The sequence below is a fragment of the Peribacillus sp. Aquil_B1 genome (assembly GCF_022603275.1).
Classification (GTDB): Bacteria; Bacillota; Bacilli; order Bacillales; family DSM-1321; genus Peribacillus.
The window spans coordinates 1,509,035-1,529,883 of the sequence record NZ_JAKXEE010000001.1; the positions used below are offsets into that span (position 1 = coordinate 1,509,035).

General features: G+C 37.1%; 22 protein-coding genes. 20 read left to right on the forward strand and 2 right to left on the reverse strand.

The genetic code is table 11. The features are described 5' to 3' along the window. Positions 1-297 precede the first annotated feature (297 nt). The 9 genes from MPH60_RS07595 (at position 298) to MPH60_RS07640 (ending at position 8,336) form a co-directional block, all read left to right on the forward strand. Positions 298-813, forward strand: coding sequence for an AAA family ATPase (locus MPH60_RS07595; RefSeq protein WP_241590330.1), 516 nt, complete (start codon positions 298-300; stop codon positions 811-813). 144 nt (positions 814-957) lie between these two features. After that, the gene (locus MPH60_RS07600; RefSeq protein ID WP_336275393.1) at positions 958-1,329 is read left to right on the forward strand and encodes a DinB family protein; all 372 of its coding nucleotides are present in this window, start codon (positions 958-960) and stop codon (positions 1,327-1,329) included. 198 nt (positions 1,330-1,527) lie between these two features. Continuing rightward, the gene (locus MPH60_RS07605; RefSeq protein ID WP_241590331.1) at positions 1,528-1,776 is read left to right on the forward strand and encodes a hypothetical protein; all 249 of its coding nucleotides are present in this window, start codon (positions 1,528-1,530) and stop codon (positions 1,774-1,776) included. Between the two features lie 187 nt (positions 1,777-1,963). After that, positions 1,964-2,245: a hypothetical protein gene (locus MPH60_RS07610; RefSeq protein WP_241590332.1), complete on the forward strand. Its 282-nt coding sequence runs from the start codon at positions 1,964-1,966 to the stop codon at positions 2,243-2,245. A gap of 529 nt (positions 2,246-2,774) precedes the next feature. Beyond that, complete coding sequence (locus tag MPH60_RS07615; RefSeq protein WP_241590333.1) at positions 2,775-4,310, forward strand: APC family permease; 1,536 nt, start codon at positions 2,775-2,777, stop codon at positions 4,308-4,310. Positions 4,311-4,759: 449 nt separating this feature from the next. Continuing rightward, positions 4,760-4,954, forward strand: a complete 195-nt coding sequence (locus MPH60_RS07620; protein ID WP_081109037.1) for a CDGSH iron-sulfur domain-containing protein — start codon at positions 4,760-4,762, stop codon at positions 4,952-4,954. A gap of 250 nt (positions 4,955-5,204) precedes the next feature. Then, positions 5,205-5,621, forward strand: coding sequence for a DUF4362 domain-containing protein (locus tag MPH60_RS07625; protein ID WP_241590334.1), 417 nt, complete (start codon positions 5,205-5,207; stop codon positions 5,619-5,621). A 294-nt stretch (positions 5,622-5,915) separates the two neighbouring features. After that, positions 5,916-6,536: a DUF421 domain-containing protein gene (locus tag MPH60_RS07630; protein ID WP_241590335.1), complete on the forward strand. Its 621-nt coding sequence runs from the start codon at positions 5,916-5,918 to the stop codon at positions 6,534-6,536. 831 nt (positions 6,537-7,367) lie between these two features. Then, positions 7,368-8,336, forward strand: a complete 969-nt coding sequence (locus MPH60_RS07640; protein WP_241590337.1) for a hypothetical protein — start codon at positions 7,368-7,370, stop codon at positions 8,334-8,336. A gap of 313 nt (positions 8,337-8,649) precedes the next feature. Here MPH60_RS07640 and MPH60_RS07645 read toward each other — a convergent pair whose 3' ends face one another. Next, the gene (locus MPH60_RS07645; protein ID WP_241590338.1) at positions 8,650-9,105 is read right to left on the reverse strand and encodes a YfmQ family protein; all 456 of its coding nucleotides are present in this window, start codon (positions 9,103-9,105) and stop codon (positions 8,650-8,652) included. Between the two features lie 484 nt (positions 9,106-9,589). Here MPH60_RS07645 and MPH60_RS07650 point away from each other — a divergent pair, with 484 nt between their 5' ends. The 3 genes from MPH60_RS07650 to MPH60_RS27950 all read left to right on the forward strand — a co-directional run bounded on the left by MPH60_RS07650 (position 9,590) and on the right by MPH60_RS27950 (position 11,452). Next, positions 9,590-10,099 carry a DinB family protein gene (locus MPH60_RS07650; protein WP_241590339.1) on the forward strand — a complete coding sequence of 170 codons (510 nt, stop codon included), beginning with the start codon at positions 9,590-9,592 and terminating at the stop codon, positions 10,097-10,099. Between the two features lie 223 nt (positions 10,100-10,322). Beyond that, positions 10,323-10,670: a VOC family protein gene (locus MPH60_RS07655; RefSeq protein ID WP_241590340.1), complete on the forward strand. Its 348-nt coding sequence runs from the start codon at positions 10,323-10,325 to the stop codon at positions 10,668-10,670. A 503-nt stretch (positions 10,671-11,173) separates the two neighbouring features. After that, entirely contained in the window at positions 11,174-11,452 is a 279-nt protein-coding gene (locus MPH60_RS27950) for a UPF0715 family protein (protein ID WP_405389577.1), read from the forward strand. A 376-nt stretch (positions 11,453-11,828) separates the two neighbouring features. Here the strand turns inward: MPH60_RS27950 and MPH60_RS07660 are convergent, their stop codons facing one another. After that, the gene (locus MPH60_RS07660; protein ID WP_241590341.1) at positions 11,829-12,701 is read right to left on the reverse strand and encodes a DMT family transporter; all 873 of its coding nucleotides are present in this window, start codon (positions 12,699-12,701) and stop codon (positions 11,829-11,831) included. Positions 12,702-12,812: 111 nt separating this feature from the next. On the opposite strand from MPH60_RS07660, the gene MPH60_RS07665 reads away from it, so the two are divergent. The 8 genes from MPH60_RS07665 (at position 12,813) to MPH60_RS07700 (ending at position 20,780) form a co-directional block, all read left to right on the forward strand. Then, positions 12,813-13,685: a LysR family transcriptional regulator gene (locus MPH60_RS07665; protein WP_241590342.1), complete on the forward strand. Its 873-nt coding sequence runs from the start codon at positions 12,813-12,815 to the stop codon at positions 13,683-13,685. Positions 13,686-14,652: 967 nt separating this feature from the next. Continuing rightward, positions 14,653-15,315, forward strand: coding sequence for a DNA alkylation repair protein (locus MPH60_RS07670; RefSeq protein WP_241615812.1), 663 nt, complete (start codon positions 14,653-14,655; stop codon positions 15,313-15,315). Positions 15,316-15,749: 434 nt separating this feature from the next. Further along, positions 15,750-15,938 (forward strand): hypothetical protein, encoded by a 189-nt coding sequence (locus MPH60_RS07675; RefSeq protein ID WP_241590344.1) that lies wholly within the window; start codon positions 15,750-15,752, stop codon positions 15,936-15,938. Positions 15,939-16,124: 186 nt separating this feature from the next. After that, positions 16,125-16,451 carry a hypothetical protein gene (locus tag MPH60_RS07680; RefSeq protein WP_241590345.1) on the forward strand — a complete coding sequence of 109 codons (327 nt, stop codon included), beginning with the start codon at positions 16,125-16,127 and terminating at the stop codon, positions 16,449-16,451. Between the two features lie 58 nt (positions 16,452-16,509). Further along, positions 16,510-18,684, forward strand: a complete 2,175-nt coding sequence (locus MPH60_RS07685) for a DNA topoisomerase III (protein ID WP_241590346.1) — start codon at positions 16,510-16,512, stop codon at positions 18,682-18,684. Positions 18,685-18,786: 102 nt separating this feature from the next. Beyond that, positions 18,787-19,215 (forward strand): transcriptional regulator MntR, encoded by a 429-nt coding sequence (mntR, locus tag MPH60_RS07690; RefSeq protein WP_241590347.1) that lies wholly within the window; start codon positions 18,787-18,789, stop codon positions 19,213-19,215. 174 nt (positions 19,216-19,389) lie between these two features. Then, positions 19,390-20,085, forward strand: a complete 696-nt coding sequence (locus MPH60_RS07695; RefSeq protein ID WP_241590348.1) for a class I SAM-dependent methyltransferase — start codon at positions 19,390-19,392, stop codon at positions 20,083-20,085. Further along, positions 20,085-20,780, forward strand: coding sequence for an AIM24 family protein (locus tag MPH60_RS07700; RefSeq protein WP_241590349.1), 696 nt, complete (start codon positions 20,085-20,087; stop codon positions 20,778-20,780). Before MPH60_RS07695 ends, MPH60_RS07700 begins: the two co-directional genes overlap by 1 nt. Positions 20,781-20,849 lie beyond the last annotated feature (69 nt).

The window sequence follows — 20,849 nt, forward strand, 5'->3', positions numbered from 1 at the left end:
AGATTTGTTCGTATATAACTGGATTTGGGTAACCTTTTCATTATAAAGAAAGTGTAGAAAGAGGTTACCCATCTTAAACTTTGCGACCATTAAACAAATACTAGCAATAATGCCGGTTACACCCTTATCGTGGTGAAAACCGGCTATTTTTATATCTAGATGCCCTTAACGTTGTAAATCCGCGTCATGCTGGTGGTACCCCTTAATGAACGATAGTGGAAGTTGGAAGAGGACATTCCAATAAATAACTAGAATAAATTTGATATATAGAGAACTCTAATGACGGTGGTGGTCTTATTGAAAAAAAATATTCCAAATAAAATACATATTATAGGTTCAGTTGGTAGTGGAAAAACAACCTTAGCAAGAGAGTTGTCCTCTAAGTTAAATATCCCACTTTATGAATTGGATAATGTTATTTGGAAAAGGTATGAATCTGGAGATATTAGAAGAACTGAAGAAGAAAGAGAAGAACATTTTAATACTATTATTCATTCTGAAACATGGATTGTAGAGGGGGTTCATAATGAAGAATGGGTGTCTAATAGTTTTCGTAATGCGGGGTTAATTATTTTCTTAGATACAAATTATTCAGTGAGAACCTATCGAATAATAAAAAGATTTATCTTACAAAAGATTGGATTAGAAAGGTCAAACTATAAACCCACATTAAATATATTTTTTAAAATGTTTAAGTGGAATAGATACTTTGAAGAATTAGGGAAACCAAATTTCTATAATAAATTTGGGATATACCATAATAAGATATTAGTTGTGACAAATAAGAAAGAAATTAAAAATTACTTCAACTAACATGTGCGTTTGCTAAAGGTCTGAGCTGTCTTTAAGGCAGCTTTTTCTTTATGGAACTAAAGGGTCAGGATAGTTGAATAGAGGATAAAGCTAAAATTAAATGCGAACTTATATTATTATTTATTTAAAGTAAAGGAGGTTGAGATGAATACGTATTGTAAGAGTGCATTAAATCAAATTAAAGTAGCTATAACGACAATTGCTGAGATGATAGAAAAGTTAGAAGAAAATGACTTACAAAAAAGACCTACACCTAATAAGCATTCCATAGGAGAGCTATTAGAACACATTGCTATTATTTGTGAAGCTGATTCGCTTATATCGGACGGGGAATCCCAAGACAAGATGAATAAGTTTTATTCAAGTGTTTCATATAAAAGCCTATATGAGATGAAAGAAGCCTTGATAAAAAATCATCAATTTTTAGAAGATAAATTTATGAATTTTACAGAAGTCGAACTTCAAGAGGAAATTACTTCTTATTGGGGTGTTACATACTCACGTTATGAATGGTAGTTAGAGATTGTAGCTCACGTTTATCATCACAGAGGGCAATTACACTCTATGCTTGTTCATTGTTATGGGATAGACCCAAAAGTTCCATTATTTGAATAGATCTTACTATTCAACAATCAGGTGCGTTAGCATAAGATCGGACCTGTCTTTAAGGTAGCCTTTTCTTTATGGAACTAATAGTAGGAGGAAGTGTAAAATATGATTGAATATAAAGGTGGTAAAGAATATTGGAACGGACGTAAGTGCGATAGTAATTTTGTATTTCGTACATTAGCAGATATGTTCCCTCAAGATTATGAGTTATATATAAAAGAATCAAAAGAATACAAAAAAAAGCATATAGTTCTACACTGTTCTAATTGTAATTATGATTGGGTGAATGATGAAACCGATATTTCAACAGCCCAATGTCCTACCTGCAAATCAATGAGGTTTCTAAAATTATAAACACTTATTTAGACTTTGTGATTGTGAATAAATGTACTTAAACTAACGGGTGCGTTAGCTGAAGATTGGAGCTGTCTTTAAGGCAGCTCTTTTCTTATGGCACTAAAGGGGCAGGTTAGTTCAACAAGGATTTTACCAATATTTGTAGAATGTTCTTTGTTACAAACAATTTTTAGGAGGGGGTAACTTGAACAAAAACAAAGTAGGATGGCTGTTTTTAGGGCTTGCAGGGTGTTTAGGCTTATTATTTATAATGATGGCAGGAGAAGGTTACGGTTTATCAACTAGTAGAATAGACGGGAATATGCAGTTGAATTTTTTAGGGATAAAAATCGCTGACGGTATTACAACAACCACAAGATGGAATCAGTATGGAACATATTTTTATCTATGGAGTTTAGTACCATTAACTTTAACTATTTTCTGTTATCGTAAATTTTTAAAACTTGTACCAACTGTTTCAAACTAATATATATGAGTAGCTGTCTTTTAGGACGGCTTTTTTTATTTATTGTTAAGATTGTGAAAGAGTGTACTTAAACTAACGGGTGCGTTAGTTGAACAAGAATTACACATTAAAGACCAAAAACACTTGGGTACTCAAGTGTTTTTTTATGCTAATTATATTGTTATTTAATCTGCTATTTAACTTGCCAATTCGTATGTTATTTACTTTGTTATTTGGCTTTTTCTCCACGTTATCTGAACTACTTACTAAAAAGCTAGGGTTCTGCCCAACAATTTCACGTTCCTATGAAGTTATGAATAAATTATGCATTAATGATTAAAAAGTAATAACAGATGGAAGCTATTTGGCATAAAATCCCTATCTCCCAGCTTAAAATTATTTCAGAGTTGAATACAAAATATCAAAATTGAAATTTAATTGTAAAATTCACCTCTATCAAAGTGTAATTAACTGAATATTTATATTATTTTTTATATTGGCACAACAATTGCGTATAAGAATATATATACCATTTTAAGGAGGCTCAAATATGCAAGAAAATCTGATTAAAAAAATTGGAGGTTCTGCGTCAGAACATTATGATAGTGATGCTGCACAACTGGCATCGCTTGGATATGAATCTGAATTTCGCCGCGACATGAGTCCGTGGGCAAACTTTTCGCTAGGGTTCACTTATCTTTCACCTGTAGTAGGTGTGTACTCACTATTTGCATACGCACTTGCGCAAGGTGGCCCACCTATGATTTGGAGTTTTTTCATCGTTGGACTCGGACAATTACTAGTCGCACTTGTCTTCAGTGAGATTGTTGCGCAATACCCTGTTGCAGGAGGAGTTTATCCTTGGGCACGAAGACTATGGGGGCGCAAGTGGGCGTGGATGACTGGCTGGGTTTACTTAATGGCCTTGCTTGTGACGATTGCCAGTGTCGCGTACGGAGCTGGACCTTATCTAGCACAAGTTTTGGGTTTTGAAGTATCGGTGGACTCCGCGATTCTTTGTGCAGTAGTCCTTCTTGCACTATCGACTATCATCAATTTTCTTGGCACAAAGGTTCTCGCAGCTGCAGCAGTTATTGGTTTTGCTGCTGAACTTATCGGTGCGCTTGTAGTTGGATTTTGGTTGCTTATCACACAAAGGGTGCACGGTCTTGATGTGCTCTTTGATTCTTTTGGTGCTCAAGGTAGTCATAGCTACATGTATGCATTTGCAGCAGCTGGATTAATTGGAATTTTTCAATATTATGGGTTCGAAGCCTGTGGTGATGTTGCTGAAGAAGTACCGAATCCAGGTGTTCTTATCCCAAAGGCAATGCGTCGGACCATTTACATTGGCGGTGCTGCAGCAACTTTTGTTTGCCTTGCTTTAGTACTATCAGTTGCTGATATCCCAGCAGTTATCGCTGGTAAGGACGTAACGCCTGTTGATACCTTACTAAACGATGCATTTGGTGCTGTTGGCGCGAAGATTGTACTGGGTATTGTGTTGATTTCTTTCCTTTCATGTGTAATGAGTTTACAAGCGGCAGCAAGCAGACTTGCCTATTCGTATGGCCGTGATGACATGATTGTAGGAAGCCGATTGTTAAAGAAATTTTCGGCTGCTCGTCACATTCCACCTTATGCGCTGCTTCTTGCCGCAATTGTCCCAGCCCTCATTGTGCTTGGATCAAAAGTGTCTACAGATGCGCTCACAAAGGTAATCAGTTTTGCGGCATTTGGCATTTATCTTGGATTCCAAATGGTTGTCTTTGCTGCACTTCGAGCTAGACTAAAAGGATGGAAGCCAAGTGGTAAGTATCAATTGGGCAAGTGGGGACTGCCCGTCAATATTGGTGCGCTTGTCTACGGAATCATCGCAATGATCAACATGTGTTGGCCAAGAACGCCAGATGCACCTTGGTATGATAACTATATCGTGCTCGTTTCAGGAGTCATAGTTGTAGGTATTGGTTTACTGTATATGATGATTCATCGTAGCTACGGACATAGCAATGTGCCGTATAATGTTGCGATACCGAAAAAATATATCTCTCATAAAAACAAGCGCAATGACATGTCAATGTAGGTTTGTTGCTAACTCATATTAGCCACTCTAAAGGGTTTTCCTTCTTCACTTTTTTTATTCGTAAAAATCTCTTAAACTTTGTTTACCAGAAATTATATTTTCACTCGTTTTTTTTTCACACATCCCGTAAACTAGACTGGACACTCACATATTAAAACAGAAGGGTTCGAGATCTTTTAAAGATTCTCGAACCCTTCTGCGTATGTTCAATTATTCTATCAACGGAGACTTACATTTTACTAATTTTTTATTCATCCCCATCAGTCCTTCAAGTAATATCCTCTAAAAATAAGGGGGAGGGCGATAAAATGTGGTGTGTTTTTATTGGTATAACACTTCTTCTTTTGGTAATTTCATGATGTCAATCAAATAATATTGAGGAAGTAGAACTTATTTATCGTTTAAAGTTATTCCCCCATGGCAAAAATGTTTTAAAAAAGAGGTGATTTATTATAGCTACTATTAAAGTTAATGATAATGGTTCATTACGTGTATCAGGGAATGTAGAGCTAGTCGATGGTGAAGGGAATAAAATTGAAACAAAAGAAGCCTTTTCCCTATGCAGATGTGGACTTTCCGATAATAAACCTTTTTGTGACGGATCCCACAAAAGTAATTTCGAAAGCGTAGTTAGGGCTGAATAAAGCTAGTGGGACAGAAGCTTTAGGGCACCCTTTTGGGAAATCGAACCCCAAAAAGTCGCCCGATTCATTTTTCTTTTACGAAAGAGTATGTTGTAAAGAATAGAGAAATATTCAACTAACAAGTGTGTTAGCTGAATATCAGAGCTGTCTTTAAGGCAGCTTTTTCTTTATGGAACTAACGGGGCAGGTTAGTTGCATAAGTGAAACCATAAAACAATTTATAACGTCATATAAATAAAGGAGGGAGTTTATGATAAGATATTTAGGTTTTATAACTGTCAGCATAATGTTTTTGCTTATAGTTGGTTGTGCCAATATAGAGACTGATTCAAAAAAATTTGTTCATTCTGATACTGATATTGTGAATAGAAATAATGGTGATATTAAAAACGAAACTAGGTTAAAAGAATTTATTAAGAATACAGAAACAGGGAAAAAGGATAGTATTCGTGTGGTTACTTACACAAAGGAAGGAGACCCAATACTAACTGATTTAACATATAACGGAGAGCAGCTTGAAATTACTGAGGATACCACTAGAGATGAGTACGGTAGTGGAGAAATTAACACATTTGGATGCGAGAAAATTTTAGTTGAAGGAAACAAATACTCTATCATTGGTTGCCAAGGTTACGAAACACCTTATTACTTAGCAGAAGGTAATTAATGTGATTATCGACTGTGTAATCCTCAACGACCCTCTATCACACCGTAATTCGAGTACATCCTTCTTCAACTAACGAGTGCGTTAGCTGATTATCGGAGCTGTCTTTAAGGCAGCTTTTTTCTTATGGAACTAAAGGGGCAGTTTAGTTGAAGTGGAGAATTAGTTATTTAGCCTTTATTTTACATTCTAAAAAACACCTGAATTTTTGTTATTACCTAGTCTTTCCAAAAACTATCTACATATTTGGTATAGAGTCAACAGATAATAACAAAAAATGTTAAAGGAATGAGAAAAATGATGGATTTTTTAGAAGACATATCTACCTTACCTTATGTATTAAAGGCATTGTTAATTTTTTGTACTGCAATTATTCTTCTGCGTATCGCAGGAAAGAGATCACTTGCAGAAACGACAGTTTCGGAAGCTGTGTTAAGGATATCGATTGGTGCTGTACTAATCCAACCTTTAGCATTGAAAGAGGAATGGCAAGCAGTATATGCTGGAACTTTGCTCATTATAGGAATTGTATTATTAGCAAAAATACAAATATGGTTTCCAAAATCCAGAAAGTTTATTAATGGAGTACCATCAATACTAATTAAAGATGGAAAGGTGAAGTTAGAAGAGCTAAAAAAAGCCAGATTAACGACAGATGAGGTGCAAAGTGCACTTCGCCAAAAAAATATAGGAAATGTCGAAGATGTGGAATTGGCGATATTAGAGTCCAACGGTAAAATAGCGACTAGCCTAAAGCCAAATAAAGCACCTGCAACCAAAGAAGATATTCAAAAAATTTTAGATATCTTAGCTGAGAATGGTATTCGTTCCTCATCACAAAATCAGTCTGAAGCGAAAACGCCACCATTATTTAAAGAAGCTTATGACGAGGGAGACATAGTGGACTATAAATCTTAGAGGCATTAAATAAGCTGTTTTTTTCTTTAGTACAAAGATAATACACAATACATAAGCATTGTTCTTCAACTAACGGGTGCGTTAGCTGAAGATCGGAGCTGTCTTTAAGGCAGCTTTTTCTTATAGAACTAAAGGGGAAGGTTAGTTGTATAAAGAAAATTAAAATTTTGTGGTAAAATTAGTTAATTATGTAGATTATGGATGATATTGGATAAATGAGTAATTGGTTATACACTCTTTATGCTGTAATTTTAGGAATAGTAGCTACGTTTACTGGGGAAATTGTAACCTTTGTTATGTTGGGGGTTATTCTAATTGCATTGAATAATATAAATTCAACTCTTAAAAAGATTTATCTTCAAAATAATGAGAGAAGTAATAACGTAGATAAATAGATGTGAAAGTAATTTGATTTAAAAAACTAACCGGTGCTTTACTTCAATAACAGGAGCTGATTAGAAAAGCTCTTTATCTTATGGAACTAAAGGGGCAGGATAGTTCAAGAAGAATTGACACAAGAAGGTCGTCAATGAAGGCGATCCTCATGTGTCAATTTTTAGAATAAGTGATTTGTAATTGGAATATTATGTTTAAATAAAAGCGGGCAGAGCAGTTTTTTTGGTATTGATGGTGAGAGTATTGGGGGAAATGATTATCTTCGTGAAAAGTCCTATGATTCATTAAACCTAAAACAGTTTAAATTATAATTCTTAAGGGGTGTTTATTTATAGTAATAAATAGAAATAAAAATGAGAGTTTAATTGGAAGCGCTCTGTTCATTGTAGAGGTAGAGATTTACGAACTCACTGGTCTGGCGGCCGAGGTGACCTCATGACAGTAATGAAAAAGCAGCTAATTTCACATTTGATGAAGAAGCGTAGATATTGGGGTTATGGTGCCGCTATAGCGGTAATGCCTTATCTGTTAATCAAAATCGCCTGGACTTTTGGTCTCTTCATGCCGACCGAACAAATGGGCGACCCAAGTTGGCGCACTGCAAACGCAGTAACAATGGTTCTAGCTGCAGTTGGTTTCCTGTTAGCATTGGCGTTTAGCATGACATGGGGTGAGCGACTGCCCGCCTGGTTGGTTGCCTTGCCCGTCTGGGTAGGTACTGGTTTACTTATTCCTATGCTGTTGCTGGCGCCTGTGCTTGGTCCTGCTGCTATGATACGTGATCAGCAGGCAGGGGCTGCCAACATTTGGGTATATGAGCAGATTTTCGTAATGGTCTCACTGGTTGGAGTCGGCATCTGCCTGCCTTTCGCCTTAGCTGGATACGCTAAAGAGCGTTGGCCAGAGGCATTTGCCGATCCAATCGACATTGAATTACTCCCGGGCAACAGCCAGAGACTGCATATCACCTTGGCTAGGCTTGTCGCGGCTGGATGTATCCTGCTTGGAATTATTAAGCTATTCTGGGCGGTCGGTGGAACTATTGGCATCAACCCAGCTATGTTGGATAACCGCGATTTATGGTGGCACCTATTGTCGTTGAGTACCGGTGTATGGGCCTTCGCGGGGGCGTGGGGTTTGTTGGTACTGACCACCCGCCGCGGGTTGAAGAGGTTCTTCCCTCCTATGGCAACTGCATGGATCTCGTCGGGAATGCTGTTCTCTTATAACCTCTTTAACCGCTTGGCCGCCACTCGCCCCGATGCACAACCTGCTCTAGAGAACCCGCTTGCATATGTACTAACCACTGAGTTAGGTAGCGCCTTGGGAGTGATGATGGGAATAATTATCCTGATGGTACTGCACGACCGCCGGAGTGCCATGCGTAGTTTTAGAAGTAATTAACGTTCCTAATAATATTGAATTATATATTTATAAAAAGAAAATAAATTAAATGAAAAGGCCCCCAATTTTGAGGACTTTTACATGTACGATTCTTTACATTATCATACATTAAAATCAAGTAAAAAAAATTCCCTTGTTCAGCTAAAGTGTGCGTCGTACTAGAAAATGGTCACTGATTATCAAGACCGCGATCTAGGTGAGCGATCAAAAAATGAAGGCATCCTCATAAGAGAAGAAAAAGTCGTGTCAGAAAATAAATAATTCCCAATCAAAAAACCACACATCATGGTGTGGTTTTTCATTTTTCTTCCTTTTATGCTTCTTTTACATCCATTCCCTTCATCATCGAACGGTCTTGGAGGCTTTCGGAACGCATGCTATATGCCACGAGCTTCTTCTTGTCCTGTTTTACGACATCCACATGGTCACCGTACACGAACACCAATAACCGAATATCCTTTTTTCCTTTTTTCGTATCGATGACCAATGGCTTAACACCGCTCTCCGGCTGTAAAAACAAGGAATCGTTTCCAGGAAATATATGATTTTTCTTCAAAACCATCGCGTGGTTAACATCCTGAATCACTTGGTTCTTCTCTTCCCCTTCCAAGCGTTTTCCGTCCATCGTGATCACGGTATTCCCGTCACTAAGTGTTGGATGCATCTTAAATTTATTCAAAAGCCAATTGACGACATCGGTTGGAAGGCAGGTAACAACTAGTTTAAATATCGTTAAAATAATGGTCAAAATCAAAACGGGTCCTGTCATTTTTTCATCATCTCCGTATGTTATATAAGCCTCATTATAAACAGCTGCCTCTATATTACCAAAAGAATGGACATTTTTTCTTTCGAAAATATGTCCATTCTCGTAACGTTTTCCTTTTGGGGCGTGCGGTATAAACTAACGGACAGGGGGTTGCTTCCGCAGCTCCTTTCATATTGAAAAGGGTAGATTAGTCTAAGAAGCGTAGTGTATTCATAACGGGTGCTTTACTTCAATAAGAGGGTTGCTTTGGCAGCTCTTTTTCTTATGGAACTAACGGGGCAGGATAGTGGAATAAAAAGTGAATTAATCCATTATTATCTGTATTATGCTAACTGCATAAATCAGTTGTACAGAGATAATAAAGTTGTTTAATTTGCAATTATTTTGCGGTAATGAAATTAAATATCAAATAAAGGAAATATCTTCTTGACAGTCGAATATTAGCCTAGAACCATAATTAACTATTCCGATGAGGAGGATTCTTGTGCGTCCACGACCATTATCTATTGAAAATCCAGAGTATGATAGGTATGTTAGTCTTGTGCCAGATGGAGATATTGAAGAAATACTTAGTAAGCAACGAACTAAGACCATTACCTTCTTGAGCGGCATATCAGAGGAGTCAGCAAGGAAGGCGTACGCACCAGGGAAATGGACTTTAAAAGAAGTGATTGGGCATTTGGCCGACGTGGAACGTGTGATGTCGTATCGAATGCTTGCCATTGCAAGAAATGAAAGTGCACCACTCCCAGCAATGGATCAGGATCAATACGTTTCTGCGGCAAACTTCAACAAATTATCCTGGGAGCAGCTACTAGCTGGTTTAGACACGGTACGCTCCAACACGTTAAGTCTTATTTCAACCATTGATGATGCAGCGTGGGATCGTAATGGAACTGTAATGAACAGCCCAGTTTCGATAGGTACCTTTGCATATGGCATTGTCGGGCACGAGTTACACCATATGAAAGTGATTAGTGATAAATACTTATAAGTCTTTTTCTATTAATGAAAAAACCTAATTTCTCATTTAATGCTGAGAAATTAGGTTTTTTAATATTGAAACTTCCTTAACGTTGTAAATCCGCATTTTCCTGACTCTACCCCTTAATGAACTAAAGGGGCAATATAGTTGAAGAAGGAACTAAAATGTAAATCTCGAATATTTAATGTAATCGGATAGCTGAAAATTTGATGACAGACAGGAGTTAGATACGATGATAAAAGGTTTCGGAGGAATATTTTGGAGAACCAAGAATCTTGAAGTTATAAAAAAATGGTATAGTGAAGTATTGGAGATTGAAATAGAAAATTGGAATGGGACTGTGATAAAACCCCAATTAGGAAATGAGACTATCTTTTCTTTCTTTACTGAGAATGACAGGTATTTTCCAACAGAACAACAAGTGATGTTAAATTTCCAAGTACATGATTTAAACGAGACTATTAAGCATCTTGAACATATTGGTGTACCTCTTGCAAAGAAAAAAGAGATTAGTGAATTTGGAAAGTTTGTTTGGATTGAAGATCCTGAAGGTCGACTGATCGAGCTTTGGGAGAAATAACGAGTTGTCATTCTTTTGCTACTGAGCTAACGGGTGAGTTAGCTCAAAAAATTGCGACTCTGTCGTTCCAGCTTCGGATTAAAAACAAACAGTCTCCTGAAAAAAGGGTATTTTAGGAAATTATCTACTTCGTGTACTTATCTTAATATCCTTTCAGTGATGGCGTTCCGGGACAATATTCAACATTAGGGCGCGATTCTTGAATAAAGTAAACTTGTCTTAATAAACTAACGGGTGCTTTACTTCAATAAAGGAGGTTGCTGCGGCAACCTTTTTCTTACGGAACTATAGAGGCAGAATAGTTGAAGAAATGATATTATTATGGATTAAATTAACATGACATTCGGGAAGGTTGAGCAAAATTGGAGATTTGGAAATTAAGTGAAAAAGTATCGGAAATTAGCGATGTAATACCTTATTATTTTTTTAGTCTATTCTTGTCTTGTATCTCTTTTTCTGTTTTTATAATTGTATTTAGTGGAGAACCCTCTTGGTTGTAGTTATTGCCTGTTATTATTTATTCTTTTTATGTTGTTATACCTTATTTACTTTTTGCAGTACCATTGCAAATTATAATTAATAAACGCCCGAGAAAATTTAATGTGTTTTATCTTTTAATTTACACGGTACTTTCTTTTGTGGCAGTATTTTTATTTAATGTAATGTTATTTAGAGTTGAACCTACATATTTAGTTAAAACCCAAATATATTACGGTTTTAGTTTTGCAGCTGCTGCTATTTATTGGTTTTGGGATTCTGTCTTCTTACAAAAGAAAAACTGAAATATCCTAGTTCTTCAGCTAACAAGGTACGTTAGCTGAAGATCGGAGCTGTCTTTAAGGCAGCTCTTATCTTATGGCACTATAGGGGCAGTTTAGTTGAATAAGAAGGGGATTATTTGTAATTAAATGGAATATATATTTGATCATTATATTTTCATAAGGGGTAAATTCAATGTATATAAGAAAAGCTACATGTCCTTTGTCTCCTTGTAAAACCAATTGCTAAACGTTTTTCGTAAGGGATGTTATTAAAAGAAATTTATTAACAGAAGCACAATTAGTAACCTTCTATCTCAAATTCTGATTGAAGGTTACTTAATTTTACACAGAATTAGTTTACTAACCGTATTCAACTATCTCTTATTTATTGAGATGTTTAATTCATACCATATACTATCCTTTTCTTCGGAGTATGATTGGCAACAAAAATTCCGATTAAAATAATCGTTGCACCAATATATTCTTGCATGACCATCTTTTCACCAAGGAATAGAAAGGCAAAAATTGCGGCAGTAATGGGTTCTAACGAAAAGATAAAGCCAGTATTTTCTGGTGTAGTGTAGTTTTGCGCTATTGATTGAACGACAAATCCAAAAGCAGAGCAAATGATTGCTAAACTGACAATGGCTGCCCAACTAACAGCACCTATCGGCCATGAAAATGGCTCAAAAAGTAATGATGCAATTAGCCCCAGTATCCCCGTAAACCCGAGCTGAAAAATTCCAAGCTGAAAGGCATCTACCGTTCGTGCAAAATAATTATTCGCTACAATATGGATGGCATATAAGAAGGCTGTTAATAAACAGTAAAGTATCCCGATTTCAAAAGTGAATGAATCTTTCAATGAAAGCATTGTGAGTCCTGTGAACGTAATGAGAGTGCCCAACATAACTTTGCGTACTGGTAATTTCCTTTTAATGACAATCATAATCAAAGGAACGAAAATAACGGTGGTCGTAATTAAAAAGCCAGCTGTTGAGGCACTGGTGGTTTGCATTGCAAAGCCAAATGTAGCAAACACACCACATAATATAATACCTAAAACTGCACTCGCTTGGATCGTTTGCCGATGGACATGCCGTATTTTTTGAAAAAACAATAGAGCCATTACAATGAATGCAATAATAAATCGAAATGCGACAAGCATAAATGGCTGAACTTCACCTATGCTGAACTTCGTAAATATATAAGATGAACCCCAACCCATTGTAACGAAGACTAATAGAATATTAGCTTGTTTTTGTGTCATGTTAATCTCCCTCTCTATATAAGTGGTATAATCGTAGCATCCCTTTTGTTATTAGGGAAACGAATGTTTTTAATAAAACTATTAGATTTACTAATATAGAGGTGATTAAACATGAATGCATATTTCGCACTTCTTGCGGTACTTGATACGGGTAGTTTTACAAGTGCAGCAAAACAACTTGGTTATACGCAATCAGCTGTCAGCCAGCTTGTTCATACAGTAGAAGCTGACTTGGAAACGCAGCTTATCATTCGTTCACGGACAGGAGTAACACTGACACCAGATGGAGAGCAATATTTACCGTTTATTAAAAGTATTTGTAATGCAAATAGAGAATTGCATGAAAAGAAAAAGGAAATGCAAGGGTTAGAACGAGGGACTATTCGAATTGGAACATTTTCGAGTGTGGCATGCCACTGGTTACCACAATGGATGAAGGAATTTAAAATACTGTATCCTAATGTCCAATTTGAAATTAACTTAGGTGATTATACGGATATTGAAAACTTAATTAAAGATGGGGTAGTAGATTTTGGCTTTGTGAATCCGGATGCAGTGACACAACTCGAAATGATTCCTATTCAACAAGATGAAATGCTTGCGTGTTTACCATCAAATCATCATTTGGCAATGCGTGATAAAGTCCTATTACAGGAATTATTAGAGGAGCCTTATATCCTATTAGATGAAGGGGCTGTTAGTGAACCTCTTAATGTATTTCACCGACACCTATTTGAACCGAAAATCGAATATCGTGTACAAGATGATTATGCCATCATGTCCATGATTGAGCAGGGACTAGGTCTCTCAATTTTGCCTTCATTAATATTAGAACGTTTACAATATAATATTGTGACAAAATCGATTGAACCTCAAGTAATGCGAACTATAAGTATAGCTTTTAAAGAGAAAAGTATTTTACCGATAACAAGTCGATATTTCATTGACTTTATTGTAGCGAAGGGAACGGATTCAGTTATTTAAGAAAGATAATTCTGATAAAATGCTATTTCACAAGTTGCAAAAGAGTGATGAAAGATGAGCTATTAAGGAAACTAAAATGAATTGAATTGGATCCTGGCATAAAACATGAATCAAAACCGCATAGTGAAGGGATTGAGGAATTTATAACAGTAATTAAAGGCGAAGTTGAAATAACAGTTGGTAAACAAAATTTCACTCTTTCTATGGGGATGGAATACGTTACGCTGCTAATGTCTACCATAGCTTTGAAAATAAAACGGATAGTGAAATAGCATATCAACAAACGACCTTTTATTCAGGAATGCATCAATAAGCACCCCCCCTTTTTAGACGGTTTAAATTAACCAGAAACATTTACTGACAGATCTTATATAACGGATAGGGCAGCATTCCTGTAATAAATGAAGTGTGATAGGATCAAATTTGTGAAATAGTACACTTCAACTAACGGGTGCTTTACTTCATTATGGAGTGAAGCCTTTTTCTTATTCAAGTAACGGGGCAGGTTAGTTAAATATAGATGGTAATTATTAGAGAAAGTTAAATAAAACTGATTAATCTTTTAGAAACATTACATACACCGAACACTAGAATTGTTATAAAATAAACAAGGCAAGAGATATTATATTGTCAATAACAGTGATTGAGAGTAAGCCCTTCAGAGCAATTTTAGGGCTTTTTATTTTTAAATACCATGATTTGATATAAATGCTTGTTAAACTAAAGGGTAGCGTTTCTTTAAAAAAGGAATGCTCTTTTCGTATCCAATTAAAAGGAAGTAAATGTTATTATTATATTAAAGATGGTTTCTCTTCTATTATAGGTGGAGAAAGCTTTAATACGATATATACTACAATATTAACTTTGGAGGCACACAACTGCAATAAGACTTATAACGAAATTAAGTTCTTGATATATCCCGTCAAGGACATTATGAAACAGTGCTTTAATAAAGGAGGTGTATAAAATGAATGAAAATAAAGGTACAGAAATAGAAGGTAAAGCAGAAAACATTCTATCTCAGATCAATAGTAAAACTAAGCTAGGCGACTTACGAAAAATCGCGAAGGACATTAAAAAAGATCACGAACTAGCTATGGAACTTTGGTCAACCGAAGAGTTTTTGCCCAGACTATTGGCAATCTTAATTATGGACAAAAAACTTCTTTCACAAGATGTGCTAAATATGCTTGATAATGATATGCAGACTCACTCTTTTGATGAGCGAAATAACTTAATGGATTGGTTAATGGCTAATCAGCTAACCAAAGACAAGAAGAAAATTGCATTGATGGAGTCATGGGAAAATAGTCCTTCTGCTCTTCAAAGGCGAGCTTTCTGGTATTATCAAGGGCGATTGAGATGGACTGGACAAACACCGCCTGATAACACCGCATACTTGCTATCTGCATTAGAAGCTAATATTACGCAGGAAGAACCGGAAGTTCAATGGGCTATGAATTTCACCGCAGGCTGGATAGGCGTTTATGATGAAAAGAATCGTGCTCGTTGTATTAAACTTGGTGAGAAAACGGGTCTTTACAAAGATGAAATAGTGGCAAAAGGATGTACTTCCAGCTATTTGCCGGAGTTCATTACAATTGAAGTTAACAAACGACATAGTAATTAGTAACCTCTGAAAAATTTATTAGGGTTTAATGCAAAAAATAAAGGAATTCAAAGCCTCAATATGAAAATTGTAATAGGCTTGGACCGAAAAATAAAGAAAACAACGCGTTATGGCAGCTAGTTAGTGAAATATGCAAGGAAGCTGTAAAGGATTAACCCACTATCTCTTTTTGGTCTGTAGGGCGCTTATCTTTAAGAAGAACCACTTTCCAGCTGCACAGTACAACGATACTGTTAAGCAGGAAATAAAAAAGGACGATTTCCACATAAATGGTGATCGTCCTTCTTCAACTAATGGGGGCGATAGTGAAAGAACGGGTATCGGTGCAGCGAGCCTTATTTATTATAGAACTAACGGTGCAGGATAATATAATAAGAAGAATATGTCTTATGTCTCATAGACGAATATTATTCATGAAGAAAGGGATGATTACGATGAAAAAATTATCTTATAGTGGTTTAAAATATGGGGAAAGAGATGTGGAAGTAAAATTACTGGTGGATATACAAAATGATTGGTTTGAGATAACGCATACGAAGGAAGTGTCTCAAGTAATGAATAAATCAACAGGTGAATATATCATAGTAAAACGAAACACCCTGAAATTTGAGGTTGTTTCATAGTACGATGAGATTGTGAAGTATTGTACTTAAAGTAACAGATGCCTTAGTTCTATAATGATCACTATAAAAATAATCAACTATTTTATAAAAATTGTATACTAAATCACTGGAAAGAACCCATTTTGATCAATCTCTTTTCAAAATGGATTGTATTTATTTACGAATATGAGGGTTCAGGAGGACCTTTTGATCAATCTTTATTTCAAAGCTACAGTTGATTCTTTTTTTAACAGGTGCTTTAGCACAATACATATAATGAACAAAGCTGGAAAGTTCCCTCCAAAGAAAGGAATAAGAATGGCCGAAAATCAATTTGATTTTTCGGCCATTTTAATATGTGAAAAAGGGGAATCCAAGAATAATTTTTCTAAAGATGCACTATTGTCTTCAGCTAAAAGTTTAAAACTAGCACCTTTTAGATTACCAATCAAATATCTTTATGCTGCTCATTCTTTTATTCATGCTTTCTACTATCCGTTCAGTAAAAACAAAGTCATATCTAGCCGATTGTGATAATTAAGGTATAATGATAGGGGAAAGATATTTTGTAACGGATTAGGTGAAGATGATCATGAAGCTAATCATTGCGGAGAAACCAGATCAAGGTTCAACGCTAGCGGCTCAATTTAAAACGAAGAAACAGCAAGGCTATATAGAAATCATGCCGAATGAAGTTTTTCCCGATGGAGCTTATGTAACTTGGGCCGTCGGGCATTTATGTCAACTTGTTTCACCGGAAACCTATCATTCAAAATGGAAAAAATGGTCGATGGAAACGTTGCCGATGATTCCTGAGAAATTTCAATATGAAGTGACCCGACAAAAGGCAAAGCAATTCAATGTTGTGAAGACCTTGCTTAGGAAACCGGAAGTCGATGAAATCATTCATGCAGGTGATGCCGGTCGTGAAGGAGAATTGATTGTACGCAATATCGTTAATCTATGCAATGTCAATAAACCGATGAAACGTTTATGGATTTCCTCTTTGACCCCTAAAGCGATTTATGAGGGATTCCAAAATCTTAAGAGTGAGGAAAAAACCAGGCCGCTCTATTATGAAGCGTATACGAGAGCTTGCGCGGACTGGGTTGTGGGAATGAATGCGTCGAGAGCGTATAGTATTTTATTGAAACAAAGGGGCGTTTCGGATGTGTTTTCAGCTGGAAGGGTTCAGACTCCGACTCTTGCTTTGATAGTGAAGCGGGAAATGGAAATTGAGCAATTCAAGTCTGAGCCATTCTGGGAAGTGTTCGCTGACTTCAAGATGGATGGAAAGAAATATCAGGGAAAATGGCAGCAGAACAATGATCCGAGAATAAAGACAAAAGAAATGGCTGATAAAATTGCCGCCTTTTGCAAGGGTAAGGAAGCTGAAATAGCTGAAATGGATACTGAAAGAAAAGAATTTCAGCCGCCATTGTTATTTAATCTATCGTCATTGCAAGCGACAGTGAACAAGATTTATAAATACTCACCGAAACAGACGCTTGATATCGTACAAAGTTTATATCAAAAAGGAATCGTTTCTTATCCACGTTCGGATTCCAATTATGTAACGGAAGGAGAAGCCGAAACATTTCCCGATATCTTGCAAAAACTAAGCGGATTTTCAGAATATGAATCCCTGTTTCCTTTGCCGCAACCGAACATCATGAATAATAAAAGGTTTGTAAATGAAAAAAAAGTGACTGATCACTATGCAATTATCCCGACGGAGCAGGTAACCGATCCGAAGCGGCTTTCCGCCGAAGAACGGAATATATACGACTTGGTGGTACGCCGGTTGATTGCGGCCCATTATGAGAAAGCCATTTTCGATTACACCACCATTAAAACGCTTGTCGATAAGCGTGCGGAATTCATTTCTAAAGGCAAGCAGCAAATTCAAGAGGGATGGCGCAAAGTGATTTTCCAAAATGACAAGGATGATGATGATATCATTTTGCCGTCCGTTTCCAAAGGGGATACTGGAAAGGTCGCCAATATAAAGGTGAAAGAAGGAAAAACCCAGCCTCCTAAGCGTTATACAGAAGGTCAGCTGATCACTTTGATGAAAACGGCCGGAAAGCATCTGGATAATGAAGAATTAGAAAAAGTGCTGATGAAAACCGAGGGTCTCGGGACCGAAGCAACTCGGGCTGGCATCATTACCATGCTCAAAGACCGTAAATACATCAATGTCAAAAAAAATCAGGTTTTTGCGACAGATAAAGGGAAAGTACTGATTACTGCCATCGGGGAGAAGATTCTGGCTTCACCTGAAATGACAGCCAAATGGGAACAGCGTTTAAGGGAAATCGGTGAAGGAAAAGCTTCAGCTGGCGGCTTTATGGAAGCAGTTAAAAAGATGTCAGCAAAAATCATCAGTGATGCCGTGGAATCATCGGAAAGCTGGGATTTTCAAGGGCTGGACACCGAGTCGATTCAACGGAGCGGCCCTAAAAAAAGAAGCTCGGCATCTGTGGGCAGCTGTAAACTATGCGGTTCTAAGATAGTCGATAAAGGGGAATTCTATGGATGTGTAAATTATCAAAAAACAAAGTGTAACTTCACGATCTCCAAAAAAATCCTTAATAAGAAAATCAGTCAAGCAAATATAAAAAAGCTGTTGGCGAGCGGTGAAACGGATTTGATAAGCGGTTTTAAAAAAGGCGAAAAAACCTTTGATGCCATTTTATCGTGGTCCGATTCTGAAAAGAAAATCAGTTTTACATTCCCAACAGAACAAAACGTCAAGCAAACTTGAGAAGAAACATCATTAAAGGCGCCCTGAGACTTATATCTTCTTGTTTCGGGGTCGTTTATATAGTAAAATTTTTAGATATGCGTTTGAATGGGAGGATTCCGAATGCCTACACCGAGCATGGAGGATTACATAGAACAAATTTATTTACTTATTGAAGAAAAAGGATATGCAAGAGTTTCCGATATTGCCGAAAATCTTTCCGTCCACCCATCTTCTGTTACAAAAATGGTACAAAAACTGGATCAGGAAAAATATTTGATATATGAAAAGTACCGGGGTCTCGTTTTAACTGCAAATGGGAAAAAAGTTGGTAAAAGGCTCGTATACCGTCATGAACTTTTAGAACAGATGCTGAGGTTGATTGGGGTCAAGGAAGAAAATATTTATCATGATGTAGAGGGGATTGAACACCACCTTAGTTGGAATGCCATCGATAGGATTGGCGACCTGGTTGAATTCTTTGAAGAAGCTCCTGATCGTGTCGGGGATTTACGAAAGATACAAAAAAGAAATGAAGAAAATTCAAAATAAGCTGCCTCTGGCAGTTTTTTTTTGTATTTGAAGATCACTTAGCGGGAGACGTTTTAAAAGAGGATTTTTGAATTAAGAGCAGAATAGCTATAGGGAAGCCCCGGTATTTTGATTCGGGTAAATATTTTACAGGAACTCATTTAATTAGGGGTTAAATAGGAGGGTGAATTTCTGATGAATATACATACATGGCATAAAGAGTCGAAAAAGGAATGGGATGTTTTTGCACCAATGTGGGTGAAGAATTCGCAAGAAATGTGGGAAACGGGGAGCCGGAAAAATATTATACCTTTCTTTTCTGAATTTGTACCTTTGGGAGTGAAGGTGGCTGACATAGGCTGTGGAGATGGAGTTGGATCCTTAAAATTGTCCGAAGCGGGATATGAAGTAACCGGAGTTGATTTATCCAATGTAATGATTGAATTTGCTAAGGGAAAAACCGTTCAACAACCAGGACTTTCTTTCCTGCAAGGAGATTTTTATAATCTTCCATTCAAAGATGAAGAAATGGATGGAGCAATGGTCATTAATTCATTGGAATATACGGGTGAGCCATTAACGGTGATGAAGGAAATCCAACGGGTCATAAAGCCTGGCGGTTATGCCTGTTTTGGAATACTTGGTCCAACAGCTGAACCACGAAAAAAATTCAGTTTTCAACGGCTATTAGGAGACCAAGTCATCATGAATACAATGCAGCCTTGGGAATTTGAAAAAATGGCTTTAGAAACGGGATGGAAGGCAGTGGCGGATACCGGCGTTGCCAAGAGAGGGGTGGACTACACAAAGCTGGGACATTTTTCAAAGGAATTAAAGCAAGCTGTCTCGTTCATGTGGCTGTTCCTCATGCAAAAAGAGGTGAGTCAGTGATGGAGAAGTATCAAATCGATCAATTCGTTGAAAAGACGAAGCAGCAGGAAAAAGGGCAAGGATTATTCGAACTTGAAACGGAACGAATCCTGGAGATTAATTTGGAAAAGCAAATCTGGGCAAAAATGGGGACGATGGTTTCTTATCGCGGTCATATAAAATTCGAGCGGGAAGGCATCTTGGAGCATGGTCTTGGTAAACTCTTTAAAAAAGCCTTAACTGGTGAGGGTGCATCCTTAATGAAAGCGACCGGAAGCGGCAAGCTATACGTCGCGGATCAAGGGAAGAAGATTTCTATTTTACAGTTAAATGGTGAATCGATCTGTGTTAACGGAAATGACTTACTTGCATTTGAGCCGGGCATTTCATGGGATATAAAAATGATGCGGCGCATTGCCGGTTTATTGGCAGGGGGATTGTTCAACGTAAGGCTCGAGGGGAAAGGCATGGTCGCATTCACTTCTCATTATGAGCCGCTTACTTTAATGGTGGAACCTGGGAATCCGGTCTATACGGACCCGAATGCCACGGTAGCTTGGTCAGGGGAATTGCAGCCTGAATTCGTAACGGATGTTTCATTGAAATCGTTTTTTGGAAGGGGAAGCGGTGAATCCGTCCAAATGAAATTCGAGGGTCAAGGATTTGTGGTCGTCCAACCTTTTGAAGAGGTATACTTTGCTAATAAAGAATCATGAGACGAACAACCTGAGTCAGAAACTCAGGTTGTTTCCCATGATAATCGGAAGTGGCTGCCCAAGAAAACG

Excerpts from the sequence above, each read along its gene's own strand:
- MPH60_RS07600 (WP_336275393.1), top strand. The coding sequence starts at position 958 with ATGAATACGTATTGTAAGAGTGCATTAAATCAAATTAAAGTAGCTATA.
- MPH60_RS07605 (WP_241590331.1), top strand. The coding sequence starts at position 1,528 with ATGATTGAATATAAAGGTGGTAAAGAATATTGGAACGGACGTAAGTGC.
- MPH60_RS07615 (WP_241590333.1), top strand. The coding sequence starts at position 2,775 with ATGCAAGAAAATCTGATTAAAAAAATTGGAGGTTCTGCGTCAGAACAT.
- MPH60_RS07625 (WP_241590334.1), top strand. The coding sequence starts at position 5,205 with ATGATAAGATATTTAGGTTTTATAACTGTCAGCATAATGTTTTTGCTT.
- MPH60_RS07630 (WP_241590335.1), top strand. The coding sequence starts at position 5,916 with ATGATGGATTTTTTAGAAGACATATCTACCTTACCTTATGTATTAAAG.
- MPH60_RS07640 (WP_241590337.1), top strand. The coding sequence starts at position 7,368 with ATGACAGTAATGAAAAAGCAGCTAATTTCACATTTGATGAAGAAGCGT.
- MPH60_RS07645 (WP_241590338.1), bottom strand. The coding sequence starts at position 9,105 with ATGACAGGACCCGTTTTGATTTTGACCATTATTTTAACGATATTTAAA.
- MPH60_RS07655 (WP_241590340.1), top strand. The coding sequence starts at position 10,323 with ATGATAAAAGGTTTCGGAGGAATATTTTGGAGAACCAAGAATCTTGAA.
- MPH60_RS07660 (WP_241590341.1), bottom strand. The coding sequence starts at position 12,701 with ATGACACAAAAACAAGCTAATATTCTATTAGTCTTCGTTACAATGGGT.
- MPH60_RS07665 (WP_241590342.1), top strand. The coding sequence starts at position 12,813 with ATGAATGCATATTTCGCACTTCTTGCGGTACTTGATACGGGTAGTTTT.
- MPH60_RS07670 (WP_241615812.1), top strand. The coding sequence starts at position 14,653 with ATGAATGAAAATAAAGGTACAGAAATAGAAGGTAAAGCAGAAAACATT.
- MPH60_RS07675 (WP_241590344.1), top strand. The coding sequence starts at position 15,750 with ATGAAAAAATTATCTTATAGTGGTTTAAAATATGGGGAAAGAGATGTG.
- MPH60_RS07685 (WP_241590346.1), top strand. The coding sequence starts at position 16,510 with ATGAAGCTAATCATTGCGGAGAAACCAGATCAAGGTTCAACGCTAGCG.
- mntR (WP_241590347.1), top strand. The coding sequence starts at position 18,787 with ATGCCTACACCGAGCATGGAGGATTACATAGAACAAATTTATTTACTT.
- MPH60_RS07695 (WP_241590348.1), top strand. The coding sequence starts at position 19,390 with ATGAATATACATACATGGCATAAAGAGTCGAAAAAGGAATGGGATGTT.
- MPH60_RS07700 (WP_241590349.1), top strand. The coding sequence starts at position 20,085 with ATGGAGAAGTATCAAATCGATCAATTCGTTGAAAAGACGAAGCAGCAG.